This window comes from Ramlibacter sp. GS1-15, from assembly GCF_057785015.1.
This window is the reverse complement of the sequence record NZ_JBYNTU010000001.1, coordinates 1,930,312-1,945,463: the sequence shown is the minus strand read 5'-3', so window position 1 is coordinate 1,945,463 and position 15,152 is coordinate 1,930,312. Positions and strand designations below refer to the sequence as shown.

13 protein-coding genes and 1 tRNA gene are annotated in these 15,152 nt (G+C 67.2%); 9 read left to right on the top strand and 5 right to left on the bottom strand.

All coding sequences use genetic code 11. The annotated features are described in order from the left end of the window. Positions 1-14: 14 nt before the first annotated feature. A tRNA-Ser gene (locus tag AC3EF3_RS09790) sits at positions 15-105 on the bottom strand. Further along, the gene (locus AC3EF3_RS09785) at positions 92-937 is read right to left on the bottom strand and encodes a ChbG/HpnK family deacetylase (protein ID WP_488531963.1); all 846 of its coding nucleotides are present in this window, start codon (positions 935-937) and stop codon (positions 92-94) included. The genes AC3EF3_RS09790 and AC3EF3_RS09785 overlap by 14 nt, the downstream gene beginning before the upstream one ends. Before the next feature lie 20 nt (positions 938-957). Here AC3EF3_RS09785 and AC3EF3_RS09780 point away from each other — a divergent pair, with 20 nt between their 5' ends. Beyond that, on the top strand, positions 958-1,347 hold the full coding sequence (locus tag AC3EF3_RS09780; RefSeq protein WP_488531962.1) for a GtrA family protein: 390 nt from the start codon (positions 958-960) through the stop codon (positions 1,345-1,347). Here the strand turns inward: AC3EF3_RS09780 and AC3EF3_RS09775 are convergent. Beyond that, positions 1,295-2,836: an ArnT family glycosyltransferase gene (locus AC3EF3_RS09775; RefSeq protein ID WP_488531961.1), complete on the bottom strand. Its 1,542-nt coding sequence runs from the start codon at positions 2,834-2,836 to the stop codon at positions 1,295-1,297. The genes AC3EF3_RS09780 and AC3EF3_RS09775 overlap by 53 nt on opposite strands. Further along, a complete protein-coding gene (locus tag AC3EF3_RS09770; RefSeq protein WP_488531960.1) occupies positions 2,833-3,837 on the bottom strand; it encodes a glycosyltransferase family 2 protein in 1,005 nt (334 codons plus the stop codon). Before AC3EF3_RS09770 ends, AC3EF3_RS09775 begins: the two co-directional genes overlap by 4 nt. A gap of 203 nt (positions 3,838-4,040) precedes the next feature. Between AC3EF3_RS09770 and AC3EF3_RS09765 the strand changes: the two genes are divergently transcribed. The 4 genes from AC3EF3_RS09765 (at position 4,041) to AC3EF3_RS09750 (ending at position 8,771) form a co-directional block, all read left to right on the top strand. Then, a complete protein-coding gene (locus AC3EF3_RS09765) occupies positions 4,041-6,305 on the top strand; it encodes an Orn/Lys/Arg family decarboxylase (RefSeq protein WP_488531959.1) in 2,265 nt (754 codons plus the stop codon). 137 nt (positions 6,306-6,442) lie between these two features. Continuing rightward, entirely contained in the window at positions 6,443-6,700 is a 258-nt protein-coding gene (locus AC3EF3_RS09760; protein WP_488531958.1) for a hypothetical protein, read from the top strand. A gap of 38 nt (positions 6,701-6,738) precedes the next feature. Next, positions 6,739-7,959 carry a sensor histidine kinase gene (locus tag AC3EF3_RS09755; RefSeq protein ID WP_488531957.1) on the top strand — a complete coding sequence of 407 codons (1,221 nt, stop codon included), beginning with the start codon at positions 6,739-6,741 and terminating at the stop codon, positions 7,957-7,959. Next, the gene (locus AC3EF3_RS09750; RefSeq protein WP_488531956.1) at positions 7,956-8,771 is read left to right on the top strand and encodes a LytR/AlgR family response regulator transcription factor; all 816 of its coding nucleotides are present in this window, start codon (positions 7,956-7,958) and stop codon (positions 8,769-8,771) included. The genes AC3EF3_RS09755 and AC3EF3_RS09750 overlap by 4 nt, the downstream gene beginning before the upstream one ends. Before the next feature lie 33 nt (positions 8,772-8,804). Here the strand turns inward: AC3EF3_RS09750 and fabI are convergent, their stop codons facing one another. Further along, positions 8,805-9,605, bottom strand: a complete 801-nt coding sequence (gene fabI / locus AC3EF3_RS09745; protein WP_488531955.1) for an enoyl-ACP reductase FabI — start codon at positions 9,603-9,605, stop codon at positions 8,805-8,807. 42 nt (positions 9,606-9,647) lie between these two features. Between fabI and AC3EF3_RS09740 the strand changes: the two genes are divergently transcribed. The 4 genes from AC3EF3_RS09740 to AC3EF3_RS09725 are packed head-to-tail and all read left to right on the top strand — an operon-like array spanning position 9,648 to position 15,119. Beyond that, on the top strand, positions 9,648-11,468 hold the full coding sequence (locus AC3EF3_RS09740; protein ID WP_488531954.1) for an extracellular solute-binding protein: 1,821 nt from the start codon (positions 9,648-9,650) through the stop codon (positions 11,466-11,468). Positions 11,469-11,474: 6 nt separating this feature from the next. Then, a complete protein-coding gene (locus tag AC3EF3_RS09735; protein WP_488531953.1) occupies positions 11,475-12,494 on the top strand; it encodes a microcin C ABC transporter permease YejB in 1,020 nt (339 codons plus the stop codon). Further along, positions 12,478-13,521, top strand: a complete 1,044-nt coding sequence (locus AC3EF3_RS09730; RefSeq protein WP_488531952.1) for an ABC transporter permease — start codon at positions 12,478-12,480, stop codon at positions 13,519-13,521. Before AC3EF3_RS09735 ends, AC3EF3_RS09730 begins: the two co-directional genes overlap by 17 nt. Further along, a complete protein-coding gene (locus AC3EF3_RS09725) occupies positions 13,518-15,119 on the top strand; it encodes an ABC transporter ATP-binding protein (protein ID WP_488531951.1) in 1,602 nt (533 codons plus the stop codon). The genes AC3EF3_RS09730 and AC3EF3_RS09725 overlap by 4 nt, the downstream gene beginning before the upstream one ends. Positions 15,120-15,152 lie beyond the last annotated feature (33 nt).

Here is a 15,152-nt window from a genome sequence, read left to right as displayed (position 1 = left end):
CTTCGTGCAAACAGTGGCGGAGAGGGCGGGATTCGAACCCGCGGTGGGCTATTAACCCACACACGCTTTCCAGGCGTGCGACTTAAACCGCTCATCCACCTCTCCGCGAGCCTGCCATTGTAGCAGCCGGGTCCTCGAGGACACTGCTCATGCGCACCGGCTCCACGCCTGCGGCGCGCGCGAGTCCACCGAAGCCGTCCCCCTCGAACACCGCGTATTCGTCCACCCGTGCCTGCGCGATCTCGTCGCCGGGCACAATGCCGGTCGCAACATGGCACATCAGCAAGTCACCGTCGCGCGCTTCATGGAGCCACTGCGCGAGCAGGGCGCGGAAACGCTCCGGTCCACCGCGGAAATCGTAGACGCCGAGCAGGCTGCGGTTCTGCGGGATCCCGTGTTCGCGCGCCAGCCGCTCCAGCGCGCGATTGCCCATCGCCTCGATGACGCGGCCCTTGAAACGCCAGCGCCCCGCGCCGCGCGTGCGGCGCAGCCACGGCAGGCTCGTGCCGCCGTAGCGGCGAACGAGCTCATCGACCAGCAGGTCGCGCACGACCGGGAACTGGTGGACATGCTGGTGGCCGTCGACGTGCGAGGGTGCGCGGCCCATCGTGGCTTCGAAGGCATCGAGCTGCGCCCGGATTTCGGACTGCACGGCGCTCCGATCGACACGGCGAAGCAGGCTGTCGCGCATCCAGGCGCCCACCGGCTGCCGCAGGCTGCCCTGGATGGGATATTCGACGAGGTCCAGGTGCAATCCAGCATCGACGCGCCCGGCGTCGAACTGTTCCTTCAGCCGCACCGCGTCGTATTGCCACGCGGGTGCGCCGACCATGCAGCTCGTCGCGGTGACCCGGCCCTTGGCGACGAGCGAGAGGATCGCTTCGTCCACCGCGGGGTGCAGGCCGTAGTCGTCGATGCAGATCGCGATGCGCTTCATGTCAACGCTGGGGCGGCGCGATGATCCGCCGCATCGCCTGGTTCGTGATCGTGGGCTGCATGGCGGCCGCCGTGCACCTCGGGACAGTGGTGGCCATGGTGTCGGGCTTCGGCTGGCAGCCGCTGGTCGCGAACGTCGTCGCATGGCTGGCCGCCTTCTGCGTGTCCTTCAGCGGCCACTGGCACCTGACGTTTCCGCGCTCGGGCGCGCCGCTCGCGCGCGCGGCGACGCGCTTCTTCCTCATCTCGCTGGCCGGCTTCATCGTCAATGAAACGATGTATGCGGTCCTGCTGCACCTGACCGGCACGCGGTGGTACGCGGTCGTGCTGTTCTTCGTGCTGCTCGCGGTCGCCGCCATCACTTACGTCCTGAGCTCGCGCTGGGCGTTCCGCGGCACAGGTCCGCTCTGACGGGCGACGCGCCGTCGACGCGCCAGAGGGCCAGCTTGCGGTTGGACGCGACCCGCTCGGCCTGCGCGAGCCAGCCATACTTGGCGGGTGCCTCGAGGTCGCCGACCAGCCAGCTCGTGCCGGAAGCGCAAACGCGCGCAGGCAGCTGTCCGGCGGAGATCAGCCAGTCCTGCGACGGCGCGAACACGGCGGCATCGGCGAGTTCCTTGCGCCAGTTGTCGCGCTTGGCGACCTCCTGGGGCGACCAGTCGGCCACGACGAGCACGGGCCGGCGCAGGCGGGCCTCGAAGGGGATCGCGAAGCGGTACTCCTCGAGCGCGATCACGGTATCGGACGGCTGCATCCGTTCGCGCAGCACCTGGCCGAGTTCGGCCTGCGAGCGGTCGGCCTTGATGTCGATCGCGGCCGCGCCGATCAGGCAGATCGCGACCGCGCCGATCGCGGATGCGCGCCACAGCTTGGGGCGGCGGCCACCGTGCGCTTCCGCCGCCAGGAAAAGCATGGGCGTCACGGCGGGGAAGATGTAGCCGACCAGCTTCGAGTGCGGCAGGGAGAAGAACAGCGTGATCGCGGCGATCCAGACGAGCATCAGCCGTCGCAGGACCGCTTCCCGGGAGGGACCCCGCCAGCAGGACTTGCGCGCTTCGACCATCCACGGGGACCACGGGAGCGTCAGCAGGACCAGCACGGCCGGGTAGAACCAGAACGGCTGCGGATTGTTGAACGTCGTCTGCGAAAAGCGCTGGAAGTGCTGCACGACGAAGAAGTAGTGCGCGAAGCCTTCGAAGCGGCCCTGCATCGCGACGAACCACGGCGCGGCGATGGCGGCGAACAGCACGATGCCCGGCAGCCAGAGCAGCCGCAGCATCGCCATCCAGCGCCGCTCCCATGCGAGCCAGAGGAACAGCACCATGCCGGGCAGCACGAGGCCGATCAGTCCCTTGGCGAGCACGCCCAGTGCGCACAGCGCGTAGGCGAGCAGCAGGGCCGGCTTTCGGCCGGCGCCATCCGGGTCGAGCAAGGCCGCATGCGCGAAGGCCAGGATCGTGGCCGTGATGCAGCCGCCCACGAGCATGTCCAGGTTCGCATACTGCGCGCCGAAGTAGAACAGCGGCGCCGTGACCAGCACGAGCAGCGATGAGCGCGCGAGCTCGCTGCTCGACCACCGTCGCACGAACAGGAACAGCGAGCCCGCGGCGAGGCACGCGCCGGTCAAGGGGGCGATGCGGGCGGCCAGCAGGGTGGAGTCGGTGACCGAAAGCGCCGCGGCTGTCAGCCAGTAGAAGAGGGGCGGCTTGTGGAAGTACGGCAGCCCGTCCAGCGTGGGCACCAGCCAGTCGCCCGAGCGGATCATTTCCCAGGCGACGCCCACGTAGCGGCCTTCGTCCGGCAAGGCGAGAGGCCGCAGCCAGGCGGTGGCCGCCAGCCACACGAACGCCAGCAGGAGCAGGGCGCGGTCGCGTCCGGCGGTGGAGGCGCGATCGCTCACGAGGCCGCGTCGTCCCGCAGGCCGCGGCCGAGTTCGCGCCGGACCACGTACACGGGACGCTGCTTCACTTCCTCGAAGATGCGGCCGATGTATTCGCCGATGATCCCGGTGAACAGCATCTGCATGCCGAAGAAGAACATCATGGTGACGACGATGGTGGTCCAGCCGGAGACCTTGTTGCCGTTCAGGAGGTAGTCGACGACGATGTAGGCGCCGTACGCGAAACCCAGGAGCGCCATCAGCCCGCCGACCACGCTCACGATGCGCAGTGGCCAGGTGGTGAAGGAGGTCAGGCCGTCGAGCGACAGGCTCACGAGGCGGCGCATGCTGAAATGGGTGCGTCCGTGTACGCGCGCCTCGGGCACATAGGGCAGCGCGACGGCCTTGAAGCCGATCCACGCATAGAGCCCTTTCATGAAGCGCCGCCGTTCGGGCAACATCAGCAAGGCATCCACGGCCGAGCGATCCATCAGCCGGAAGTCGCCGGCGCCCGCGGGCACCTGGAAGCGGTCGACCGCATTGATCAACCGGTAGAACAGGTTGGTGCCGGTGCGCTTGACGAACGATTCGTCCGACCGGTCCTCGCGCACGGCATACACGACGTCGGCGCCCTCGCGCCAGCAGGCGAGCATCTTGCCGATCAGCTCCGGCGGGTGCTGCAGGTCGGCATCGAGGATCGCCACGATCCCGCCGCGTGCCGCCTCGAGGCCGGCCGTGATCGCTGCTTCCTTGCCGAAGTTGCGCGACAGCTGCAGCAGCCGGAAGCCCTCCTGGCGTGCCCACGCGGCCCCGATGGCCGGGGTGGCATCGGTGCTGCCGTCATCGACCAGCAGGACTTCCCAGTCGACCCCCAATGCCGGCAGCAGGTCGCGCAGGCGGGGCAGCAGCAGCTCGAGGTTCTTCGCCTCGTTCTTGCAGGGAATGATGCACGACAGCCCGGCGCCCGCGGAGCGCACAGGCGCGGCGGCCACTTCGCGGGGCGGTACGACACGGGTATCCATCACCGGATTTTCGGTCATGCGGACGGCGACTGGGTCATTGGCGGAATCGGCATGGCTGAGGCACAAGTGGATGCCATTGGCCCGGCATCGCCTGAGGCGATCCGCCGGAGCGTGGAATCCGCCATGCACCCCTCCTTGGGTTTGTCACGCGCGACAGCATACACTTCGCGCCTGTTTCGCCGTTCCCCGAAAGGCCCCCACCGATGAAGTTCCGTTTCCCCATCGTCATCATCGACGAGGACTACCGCTCCGAGAACACCTCGGGCCTGGGGATCCGCGCGCTGGCGCAGGCGATCGAGGCCGAGGGCATGGAGGTGCTCGGCGTCACCAGCTACGGCGACCTGGCGCAGTTCGCGCAGCAGCAAAGCCGCGCCAGCGCCTTCATCCTGTCGATCGACGACGAGGAGTTCACGCCGGGGCCGGACCTGGACCCCGCCGTGCTGAACCTGCGCAACTTCATCGACGAGGTCCGCCGCAAGAACGCCGAAGTGCCGATCTACGTGTACGGCGAGACCAAGACCAGCCGCCACCTGCCCAACGAGGTGCTGCGCGAGCTGCACGGCTTCATCCACATGTACGAGGACACGCCGGAGTTCATGGCGCGCCACATCATCCGGGAGGCGAAGTCGTACCTGGAAAGCATCCAGCCGCCGTTCTTCAAGGCGCTGCTCGACTACGCGGAAGACGGCTCGTACTCCTGGCACTGCCCGGGCCACTCGGGCGGGGTCGCGTTCCTCAAGAGCCCGATCGGCCAGATGTTCCACCAGTTCTTCGGCGAGAACATGTTGCGCGCGGACGTGTGCAACGCCGTCGATGAACTCGGGCAACTGCTCGATCACACCGGGCCGGTGGCGGCGAGCGAGCGCAACGCGGCACGCATCTTCAACGCCGACCATTGCTTCTTCGTCACCAACGGCACGTCGACGTCGAACAAGATGGTGTGGCACCACGAGGTGGCGCCGGGCGACGTGGTGGTGGTCGACCGCAACTGCCACAAGTCCATCCTGCACTCGATCATCATGACAGGGGCCATCCCCGTGTTCCTGAAGCCGACGCGCAACCACTTCGGCATCATCGGGCCGATCCCGCAGTCGGAGTTCTCGCCCGAATCGATCAAGGCCAAGATGCGGGCCAACCCGCTGCTCAAGGGCGTCGACCCCGACAGCGTCAAGCCGCGCATCCTGACGCTCACGCAGTCCACTTACGACGGTGTGCTGTACAACACCGAGCAGATCAAGGGCATGCTCGACGGCTATGTCGAGGCGCTGCACTTCGACGAGGCCTGGCTGCCGCACGCGGCCTTCCACCCGTTCTACGGCAACTTCCACGCGATGGGCCGCAAGCGCGCGCGCCCGCAGAAGTCGCTGGTCTATGCCACGCAGTCGATCCACAAGCTGCTGGCCGGCATCAGCCAAGCGAGCCACGTGCTCGTGCAGGACGCCGCCGAGAACAAGCTGGACCGCCACCTGTTCAACGAGGCGTTCATGATGCACACCTCGACCAGCCCGCAGTACTCGATCATCGCGAGCTGCGACGTGGCCGCGTCGATGATGGAGCCGCCCGGCGGCACGGCGCTGGTGGAAGAGAGCATCCTGGAAGCGCTGGACTTCCGCCGGGCCATGCGCAAGGTGGACGAGGACTACGGCAAGGACTGGTGGTTCAAGGTCTGGGGCCCGGACAAGCTGGCGGACGAGGGCATAGGCCGCGCCGACGACTGGATCATCAAGGGCGAGGCGCGCACGGCCAAGTGGCACGGTTTCGGCAACCTGGCCGAGGGCTTCAACATGCTGGACCCGATCAAGTCCACCATCGTCACGCCCGGCCTGGACCTGAACGGCAAGTTCGCCAAGACCGGCATCCCGGCGTCGATCGTCACGCGCTTCCTGGCCGAGCACGGGATCATCGTGGAGAAGACGGGCCTGTACTCGTTCTTCATCATGTTCACCATCGGCATCACCAAGGGCCGGTGGAACACGCTGCTGACGGCGCTGCAGCAGTTCAAGGACGACTACGCGCGCAACCAGCCGATGTGGCGGATCCTGCCGGAGTTCTGCCAGCAGTTCCCGCGCTACGAGCGCATGGGCCTCGCCGACCTGTGCCAGCATGTGCACGAGATGTACGCCAAGTACGACATCGCGCGCCTGACGACCGACATGTACCTGTCGGACCTGACGCCGGCGATGAAGCCCAGCGACGCGTTCGCCCGCATCGCGCACCGGGAAACCGAGCGCGTGGAAATCGACGAGCTCGAAGGCCGCATCACCACGTCGCTGGTCACGCCGTATCCGCCGGGCATCCCGCTGCTGATCCCGGGCGAGGTCTTCAACAGGAAGATCGTGGACTACCTGAAGTTCTCGCGCGAGTTCAACTCGAACTGCCCGGGTTTCGAGACCGACATCCATGGGCTGGTCGAGGAGACCGGCGAGGACGGCCGAACCCGCTACTTCGCGGACTGCGTGAAGGGCTGACCGGCGCGGTTCATCCGGCGATCCCGCATTTCGTCGCACGTTCCTGCGGTTCGTCGCATCCCGCTCGCGGCGGCCGCGGGCGGTCCCTACAGTCCGTCTCCAGCAGGCCAACCCCTGGCCTGAAACGGAGAAACGACATGAAGACGACCGACGCCCCCTCCCTGCTGTCCACCGGGACGCGCGTGGCTGCGGCCCTGGCGGTCGTCGGCTTCGTGGCCGCCGCATGGGTTGGCTCGGAGCACGAAAGCCGGCACGCGGTGCAGGCCGCTTCGGTGGCCCTGTCCACGACCTATGTCACGCTGCCGAGCGTCGTGATCGTCGCCAAGCGCGAACGCGCGGATGCGACGCCCCTGGCGGCGTCGGCCTCGGCGCGTGCCGCGCGCATGGCACTCTGAGGCGGAGCAGGGGCGGGCAGGGGCAGGAATAATCGCGCATGGACAAGGACAACCACGTCGCCTCCTCCCCGCCGAAGCGCGCCTTCATCGACTGGCTGCTGCGCGTGAACGCCCAAGTGAGCGCCTGGGCGGCATCGATGACATGGTGGCGCCTGACCTTGCTGTTCATCCTCCTGATCGCTGCGGGCAGCATCCTGTCCGACCAGCTGCACCTGCATCACGACAAGGTCAAGATCGTCCGCAAGGCCTCGGGCGACGGCGTGGATGTGACGATCGGCGGCGCCGAGGGCGTTCGAATCCACCGCCGTCGGTCCACGCCGACCGTTCCAGCCCTTCCCGGCGCTTCCGAAGCCGCACGCGGCGCCGAGGTTGCGCCGGCGCCGCCGGGAACCCCCGATCAGGACGAGGACGACGAGGACGTGCCGCAGGTCGTCACGCGGACGGCCTTCACGCTGCCGGGCTTCATCGGCGACCTCGGTTCGGCCCTGATGGTGATCGTCATCGCCTACCTGGTGGCGGCGAAGATCATCGTGCGCAAGGTCGCGCAGGCCGACGCGAAGGTGAAGACCGCCCAGCACGCGGCCGAGCATGAGGCGATGGAGCGCCAGCTGGTGCAGGCCCGGCTGCAGGTGCTGCAGGCGCAGGTGGAGCCGCACTTCCTCTTCAACACGCTGGCGGCAATCGACTACCTGATCGAGACCGACCCCCAGCGCGCGAGCCAGATGCAGAAGGCCCTGATCACCTACCTGCGCGGCGCGCTGCCGCAGATGCGCCAGGAATCATCCACGCTCGGCCGCGAGCTGCGCCTGATCCGCTCCTTCCTCGACCTGATCAAGATGCGCATGGAGGACCGGCTCGACGTGGAGTTCAACGTGCCCGAAGGCGCGGAAACGGCCGAATTCCCGCCCATGATGCTGCAGTCGGTCGTCGAGAACGCGATCAAGCACGGCATCGAGCCCAAGCCGGAAGGCGGCAAGGTGTCGGTCGCGGCCCGGATCCAGAACGGGCAGCTCTGGGTCGAGGTGAAGGACACGGGCGTCGGCATCCGCAATACCGAAACGCTCGAGAGCCCGACTTCCGGCACGGGCCTGGGCCTGCAGAACATCCGCGAGCGGCTGGCGATGCTCTATCCCGGCAAGAGCCGCCTCATCCTCCGGTCCGACGACACCGAGGGCACGACCGTCAAGATCGTCGTGCCGTACCAGGTGGGCCCGGAGACGGCCGCGAACTTCGACGGCCTGCAGGAGAAGGCCGCATGAACACGGTTGCACGTCCCCTCAAGGCGGTGATCGCCGACGACGAGCGCCTGCTGCGCGAGCAGCTCAAGGCGCGCCTGGCCACGGTCTGGCCCGAACTGGAGGTCGTGGGCGAGGCTCGCGACGGCAACGACGCGCTGGCGATCGCGGAGGACCTGCGGCCGGACGTGATGTTCCTCGACATCCGCATGCCGGGCATGACCGGCATCGAGGCCGCGCGCGAGATCCTGGCGCTGCCCGACTGGTGCGGCGAGATCGTGTTCGTCACGGCCTATGACGAGTACGCGATCGAGGCTTTCGAGCAGGGCGCGATCGACTACCTGCTCAAGCCGGTCGAGCCGGAGCGCCTGGCGCAGACGGCTCAGCGCGTGAAGGCGCGGCTGGCGGCGCGCTCGACGCCACCACCGCCGCAGGACGAAGCGGCGCTCGATGCGCTGATGGCCCGGCTCGCGAAGCTCCAGCAGGGACTGACGACGCCCAAGGGCGTTCAGCCGCTGCGCTGGATCCAGGCGGCCACGGGCAACACGACGAAACTGATCGACGTGAAGGACGTGCTGTTCTTCAAGTCGGACGAAAAGTACACGCGGGTGCAGACCCGCGACCAGGAGGCGTTCATCCGCACCCCGATCCGCGAACTGCTGCCGCAACTCGATGCGCAGCAGTTCTGGCAGATCCACCGGTCGGCGATCGTCAACCTGGCAGCGATTGCGGCAGTGACGCGTGACGACACCGGTCGCCAGCGCGTTCACATCCAAGGGCACGCCGAGGTGCTGGAGGTCAGCCGCAGCTTCGCCCACCTGTTCCGTGCGTCCTGACCGGGGGCTGGAACAGGTGGGCCTCTTTTTGCCTTAGCTGCTTTCCGCGAGCGCCACGGCGGACTGGCTGAAGCCGCCGTCGACGTACGTGATTTCCGAGGTCACGCCCGCCGCCAGGTCGCTCAGCAGGAATGCCGCCACATTCCCGACGTCCTCGATCGTGACATTGCGGCGCAGCGGCGCGGCATTAGCGACGACGCCCAGCAGCTTGCCGAAATCCTTGATGCCGCTGGCGGCCAGCGTCTTGATCGGCCCGGCGCTGATGCCGTTGACGCGCATCGAGCGGCCGTCGGGCAATTTGCCCACCGCCTCGGCGAGGTAGCGCACCGAAGCTTCGAGCGACGCCTTGGCCAGGCCCATGGTGTTGTAGTTGGGCACCGAGCGGATCGCGCCCAGGTACGTGAGCGTGAGCAGGGCCGACTTGTCGTTGAGGAAGGGCAGCGCGGCCTTCGCCATCGCGGGGAAGCTGTAGGCGCTGATGTCGTGCGCGATGCGGAAGTTCTCGCGCGAGAGCCCGTCGAGGAAGCTTCCCGCGATCGCCTCGCGGGGCGCGAAGCCGATGCTGTGCACGAAGCCGTCGAACCTGGGCCATGTTGCCGACAGATCCTTGAACAGCTTCTCGATCTGCGCGTCGTCGCCGACGTCGCAGTCGAACACGAGCTTCGATCCGAACTCGGCAGCGAATTCGGTGATGCGGTCCTTGAAGCGCTCGCCGACATAGCTGAACGCGAGTTCCGCTCCTTGTTCGCGGCAGCACTTGGCGATGCCGTAGGCGATGGAACGGTTGGAGAGCACGCCCGTGATGAGCAATTTTTTTCCGGCGAGGAATCCCATGGAAAGTCCGGTTGAGTTGCAAAACTGCCCAGAATTCTAAGCATGCGAGGTTTGGCCATCGTTCTCGCTGCATCGATAGGCGCGGCGGCATGGGCCGCACCCGGCTATTCGGTGTGGGGCACGTTCAAGTATGCGCCTGGTTTCGACCACTTCGACTACGTGAACCCGAACGCGCCCAAGGGCGGCGAATTGCGGCTGGTGCCCAGCTCGCGCGTCAGTAATTTCGACAAGTACAACCCGTTCACGCTGAAGGGCCGCGAGCCTTCCTTCCTGGGCGACCTGCTGTTCGAGTCGCTGCTGACGGGGGCCATGGACGAAGTCGGCGTGGCGTACGGCCTGCTGGCGGACGACGTCGAGGTCGCGCCCGACCGCCTGTCAGCCACGTTCCGCATCCGGCGCGAAGCGCGCTTCCACAACGGCGACCCGGTGCTCGCGGCCGACGTGAAGCACAGCTACGAGACGCTCATCTCGAAATACGCGGCGCCCAGCTACGCGACGCTGCTGGTGGACGTGGCGGGCTGCGATGTCATCGACGACCGCACCGTGCGCTTTCGCTTCAAGAAGCCTGATCGCCAGCTGCCGCTCACCGTCGGCGGCCTGCCGGTGTTCAGCCGCAAATGGGGCGCCGGCAAGCCCTTCGACCAGGTGGTGCTCGATGTCCCGATCGCGAGCGGCCCGTACCGGATCGGCCCGATGAACTTCGGCCGCGACATCACCTACCTGCGCGACCCGAACTACTGGGCGCGCGACCTGCCGGTGCGTCGCGGGCAGAACAACTTCGATCGCATCACGGTGAAGATCTATCGCGACAACACGGCGCAGCTCGAAGCCCTGAAAGCAGGCGAGTTCGACGTGATGCAGTTCTTTTCCGCGGGCGACTGGTCGCGGCGTCTCACGGGCCCGCGCTTCGATCGCGGCGAGCTGGTCAAGCGCGTCTTCCTGCATCGCCGCCCCGACGGCTACCAGAGCTACTTCGTGAACCTGCGCCTGCCGAAATTCCAGGACCGGCGCGTGCGCATGGCGCTGGAGCTCGCGCTGGACTACGAGTGGATGAACCGCATGCTGTTCCGCGGCGCGTACACCCGCATCAAGGGCGTGTTCGGCAACACGGACTGCGAGGCGAACGGCATGCCCTCGCGCGAGGAGCTGGCCCTGCTCGAGCCGCATCGCGGCCAGTTGCCGGCCGAAGTCTTCGGGCCGATGGCGGTGCCGCCGCGCACCGACGACGGCCAGTCGTTGCGCGACAACCTGAGGAAGGCGCGCGACCTGTTGGCCCAGGCGGGCTGGACCTATCGCGACGGCGCCCTGCGCAACGCCAGGGGCGAGCCTTTCACCATCGAGCTGCTGGACACCACCGAAGGCCGGACCGAAACGATCACCGCGGCGTGGGCACGGGCGCTCGAAAAACTCGGTATCGGGCTGCACTACCGGGTCGTGGACTGGGCGCTGTACCAGGAGCGGCTGGACACGCACCAGTTCGAGATGGTGCAGATCGCGTACCCCGGCACTCACTTTCCGGGCACGGAGTACCTGGACCTGTTCGGCAGCAAGGCGGCCGACGTGGAGGGCTCGGGCAATGTGCCCGGCTTCAAGAACCCGGCGATCGACGACCTGCTCGTGCGGATGACGACAGCCGAGAGCCGCGACGAGTTCCTCACGGCCTGCCGGGCGCTGGACCGCGTCATCGCCCACGAGCACTACATGATCCCGGGCTGGGCCAGCCGGCAGACGCGCATGGTCTACAACGCCTGGCGCGTCGTCGTGCCGCCGGTGATCCCGCAGTACCCGCCCGAAGGCGTGGCCTACATGGATTGGCCGATCACGGTGTGGTGGGCGCGCCTGCCGCCGGTGACCGCCAAGTGACGTGACATGACCGCGTACATCCTCAAGCGCATCCTCCTCATGCTGCCGACGCTGTTCGGCGTGATCCTGATCACGTTCATCGTCACGCAGTTCGTGCCCGGCGGGCCCGTCGAGCAGTTCATCGCTGAAGCGCGGCGCGCGCAGCGGGGCGGCGAGGGCGGCGCCTATCGGGGCGGCCAGGGCGTGGACCCGAAGAAGATCGAGGAGATCAAGAAGCTCTATGGCTTCGACAAGCCGCCCACCGAGCGCTTCGCCAGGATGCTCGGCCAGTTCGCGCGTTTCGACCTCGGCCGCAGCTTCTTCCAGAACAAGGATGTGTGGGAGCTGATCAGGGAAAAGCTGCCGGTCTCGATCAGCCTGGGCCTGTGGACCTTCTTCATCAGCTATCTGATAGCGGTGCCGCTCGGGGTCGCCAAGGCGGTGCGGGCGGGCTCGCGGTTCGACCTCGTCACCACGCTGGCGATCCTCGTCGGCTACGCGATCCCCGGTTTCGTGCTCGGCATCGCGCTGCTCGTGATCTTCGGCGGGCAATTGCAGTGGTTCCCGCTGCGCGGACTCATCTCGAGCAACTGGGAAGAATTGAGCTGGCCGGCGCGCATCACGGACTACCTGTGGCACATCACGCTGCCCGTCACCGCGATGGTGCTGGGCAGCTTCGCCGTGACGGCGATGCTCACCAAGAACTCGATGCTCGAGGAGATCCGCAAGCAATATGTGCTGACGGCTCGCGCGAAGGGCCTACCCGAGCGCCGCGTGCTGTGGAAGCACGTGTTCCGCAACGCGCTGATCCCGATCGTGACGGGCTTTCCGGCCGCATTCATCGGCGCGTTCTTCACCGGCTCGCTCCTGATCGAAACGCTGTTTTCGCTGGACGGACTCGGCCTGCTCAGTTACGAAAGCGTGATCCGGCGCGACTACCCCGTGGTGATGGGCACGCTGTTCTTCTTCACCTTGATCGGCCTGGTCACCAAGCTGATCAGCGACCTCTGCTACGTCTGGGTGGACCCGCGTGTCAAGTTCGATTGAAGCCAGCCAGAGCCCGGGTGCGCGAGCGTGGCGGCGCTTTCGCCGGCACAGGCTCGGGTACTGGAGCCTGGTCGTCTTCTGCGCGCTGGTGTTCCTGAGCCTCTTTGCCGAAGTGCTGTCCAACGACCGGCCGCTGCTCGTGCGCTTCAACGGCCAGCTCTATTTCCCGATGGTGCGCGACTACCCGGAGAAGACGTTCGGCGGCGATTTCGAAACGGCGACCGACTACCTCGACCCGTTCATCCGCGGGAAGCTCTACGCCGGCGGCAACTGGGCGCTCTACGCGCCGAACCCCTACGGCCCCAACACGCTCAATTATTTTGCGACGCTGCCGAACCCCGCGCCGCCCTCGGCCGACAACCTGCTGGGCACCGACGAGCGCGGGCGCGACATGCTCGCCGTGCTGCTCTACGCCTTCCGACTCAACGTGCTTTTCGGCCTGGTGCTGATGGCGATAGGCGTGGTCATCGGCGTGATCACGGGCGCGATCCAGGGCTATTTCGGCGGCAAGACCGACCTGGCGTTCCAGCGCTTCATCGAGATCTGGTCCTCGATGCCGGAGCTGTACCTGCTCATCATCTTCAGTGCGATCTTCGCGCCCAGCGTCGCGCTGCTGGTCATCCTGCTGAGCCTGTTCGGCTGGATGGGCCTGTCGGACTACGTGCGGGCCGAGTTCCTGCGCAACCGGCAGATGGATTACGTGCGCGCCGCGCGTGCGCTGGGCGTGGGCAACCGCCGGATCATGTGGCGGCACATCCTGCCGAACAGCATGACCCCCGTGGTGACCTTCCTGCCGTTTCGCATGAGCGCGGCCATCCTGGCGTTGACCTCGCTCGATTTCCTCGGGCTGGGGGTGCCGCCGGGCACGCCGTCACTGGGAGAACTGCTGAGCCAAGGCAAAGGCAACATCGACGCCTGGTGGATTTCGATCGAGACCTTCGCCGTGCTCGTGATCACCTTGCTGCTGCTCACGTTCATGGGCGACGCGCTGCGCGACGCGCTCGATCCGCGAAAGGCGGACGAATGAGGCCCTTGCTCGACGTCACCGGCCTGCGCGTCACCTTCGGCGACAAGGAAGTCGTGCACGGCATCGACTTCCATCTCGGGCGTGGCGAGAAGCTGGCGCTGGTCGGCGAGTCCGGTTCGGGCAAGACCGTGAGCGCGCTGAGCTTGCTGGGGCTGGTGCCCGACGCGCAGGTGAACGGCAGCGCCCTCCTGGCAGGTGGAGACGGCCAGCCCGGGCGCGACCTGCTGCAACTGCCCGAGCGCGAGCTGCTGGCCGTGCGTGGCCGTGAGATCGCGATGATCTTCCAGGAGCCGATGACGGCGCTCAATCCGCTCTACACCGTGGGCGACCAGGTGGCCGAGGTCTTGCGGTTCAAGCAGGGCCTCACGACACGCGAGGCCTGGCAGTCGGCGATCGAGGCATTGCGCGCGACGGGCATTCCCGAGCCGGAGCGCCGCGCCAACGCCTATCCGCACCAGCTGTCGGGGGGCCAGCGGCAACGCGCCATGATCGCCATGGCGCTCGCCGGCCGGCCGCGCCTGTTGCTGGCCGACGAACCCACCACGGCGCTGGACGTCACCTTGCGTGGCCAGATCCTGGAATTGCTCGCGCACGTGCAGCGGCAGAACGGCATGTCGGTGCTGGTCATCACCCACGACCTGAACCTCGTGCGCAAGTTCGCCGACCGCGTCGCCGTGATGGAGAACGGCTACATCGTGGAACACGGCGCCGTGGCCGACATCTTCTCCAGGCCGCAGCATCCGTACACGCGCAAGCTCATCGACAGCCGCCCGGAGCGCGATGTGGTCGAAGGTTCGTCCGCTGCGCCGCCGGTCATGCAGGCGCAAGGCCTGCAGGTGAGTTACCCCGTGGCCCTGCCGGGCATCCGCGGCTGGTTCAAGCGCGGGCGATTCGCCGCAGTCAGGGACGCGCGTTTCTCGATCGCGCCGGGCCGCACGCTCGGTGTCGTGGGCGAATCGGGCTCGGGCAAGTCGACGCTGGCACTGGCCGCCCTGGGCTTGCTGCCACACGCCGGTGAACTCGACGTGGTGGGCAGCCGCTGGGGGCCGGATGCAGCCGCCAACCAGGCGATCCGGCGCGTCGTGCAGGTCGTGTTCCAGGACCCGTTCTCGTCGCTGTCGCCTCGCATGACCGTGGAGGAGATCGTCGGCGAGGGGCTCCTCGTCCACGAGCCGTCGCTCGATGCGGTGGGGCGGCGCCAACGGGTGATCCAGGCCCTGGCCGATGTGGGCTTGGCCGAAGCGCAGTTCCCGGGCCTGTTGTACCGCTATCCCCACGAATTCTCCGGCGGGCAGCGGCAGCGGATTGCGGTCGCGCGGGCGCTGATCGTGCATCCCCGGTTGCTCGTGCTCGACGAGCCCACCAGCGCGCTGGACGTGACCATCCAGAAGCAGGTCTTGAAATTGCTTCAGCGGCTCCAACGTGAAAAGGGCCTGAGCTTCCTGCTCATCACACATGACGTCGAAGTCATCCGTGCCATGGCGCACGATGTGGTCGTCATGAAGGACGGCCAGATCGTGGAATCGGGGACGGTGAAAGCTGTGCTGGATTCCCCTCGCGCCGAGTACACGCGGACCCTGGTCGCCGCAGCGAGCTGAAGAGGCGCCCAGGAGGGTTTCGCCGCCCAAGCC

Excerpts from the sequence above, each read along its gene's own strand:
- AC3EF3_RS09785 (WP_488531963.1), bottom strand. The coding sequence starts at position 937 with ATGAAGCGCATCGCGATCTGCATCGACGACTACGGCCTGCACCCCGCG.
- AC3EF3_RS09780 (WP_488531962.1), top strand. The coding sequence starts at position 958 with ATGATCCGCCGCATCGCCTGGTTCGTGATCGTGGGCTGCATGGCGGCC.
- AC3EF3_RS09770 (WP_488531960.1), bottom strand. The coding sequence starts at position 3,837 with ATGGATACCCGTGTCGTACCGCCCCGCGAAGTGGCCGCCGCGCCTGTG.
- AC3EF3_RS09765 (WP_488531959.1), top strand. The coding sequence starts at position 4,041 with ATGAAGTTCCGTTTCCCCATCGTCATCATCGACGAGGACTACCGCTCC.
- AC3EF3_RS09760 (WP_488531958.1), top strand. The coding sequence starts at position 6,443 with ATGAAGACGACCGACGCCCCCTCCCTGCTGTCCACCGGGACGCGCGTG.
- AC3EF3_RS09755 (WP_488531957.1), top strand. The coding sequence starts at position 6,739 with ATGGACAAGGACAACCACGTCGCCTCCTCCCCGCCGAAGCGCGCCTTC.
- AC3EF3_RS09750 (WP_488531956.1), top strand. The coding sequence starts at position 7,956 with ATGAACACGGTTGCACGTCCCCTCAAGGCGGTGATCGCCGACGACGAG.
- fabI (WP_488531955.1), bottom strand. The coding sequence starts at position 9,605 with ATGGGATTCCTCGCCGGAAAAAAATTGCTCATCACGGGCGTGCTCTCC.
- AC3EF3_RS09740 (WP_488531954.1), top strand. The coding sequence starts at position 9,648 with ATGCGAGGTTTGGCCATCGTTCTCGCTGCATCGATAGGCGCGGCGGCA.
- AC3EF3_RS09735 (WP_488531953.1), top strand. The coding sequence starts at position 11,475 with ATGACCGCGTACATCCTCAAGCGCATCCTCCTCATGCTGCCGACGCTG.
- AC3EF3_RS09725 (WP_488531951.1), top strand. The coding sequence starts at position 13,518 with ATGAGGCCCTTGCTCGACGTCACCGGCCTGCGCGTCACCTTCGGCGAC.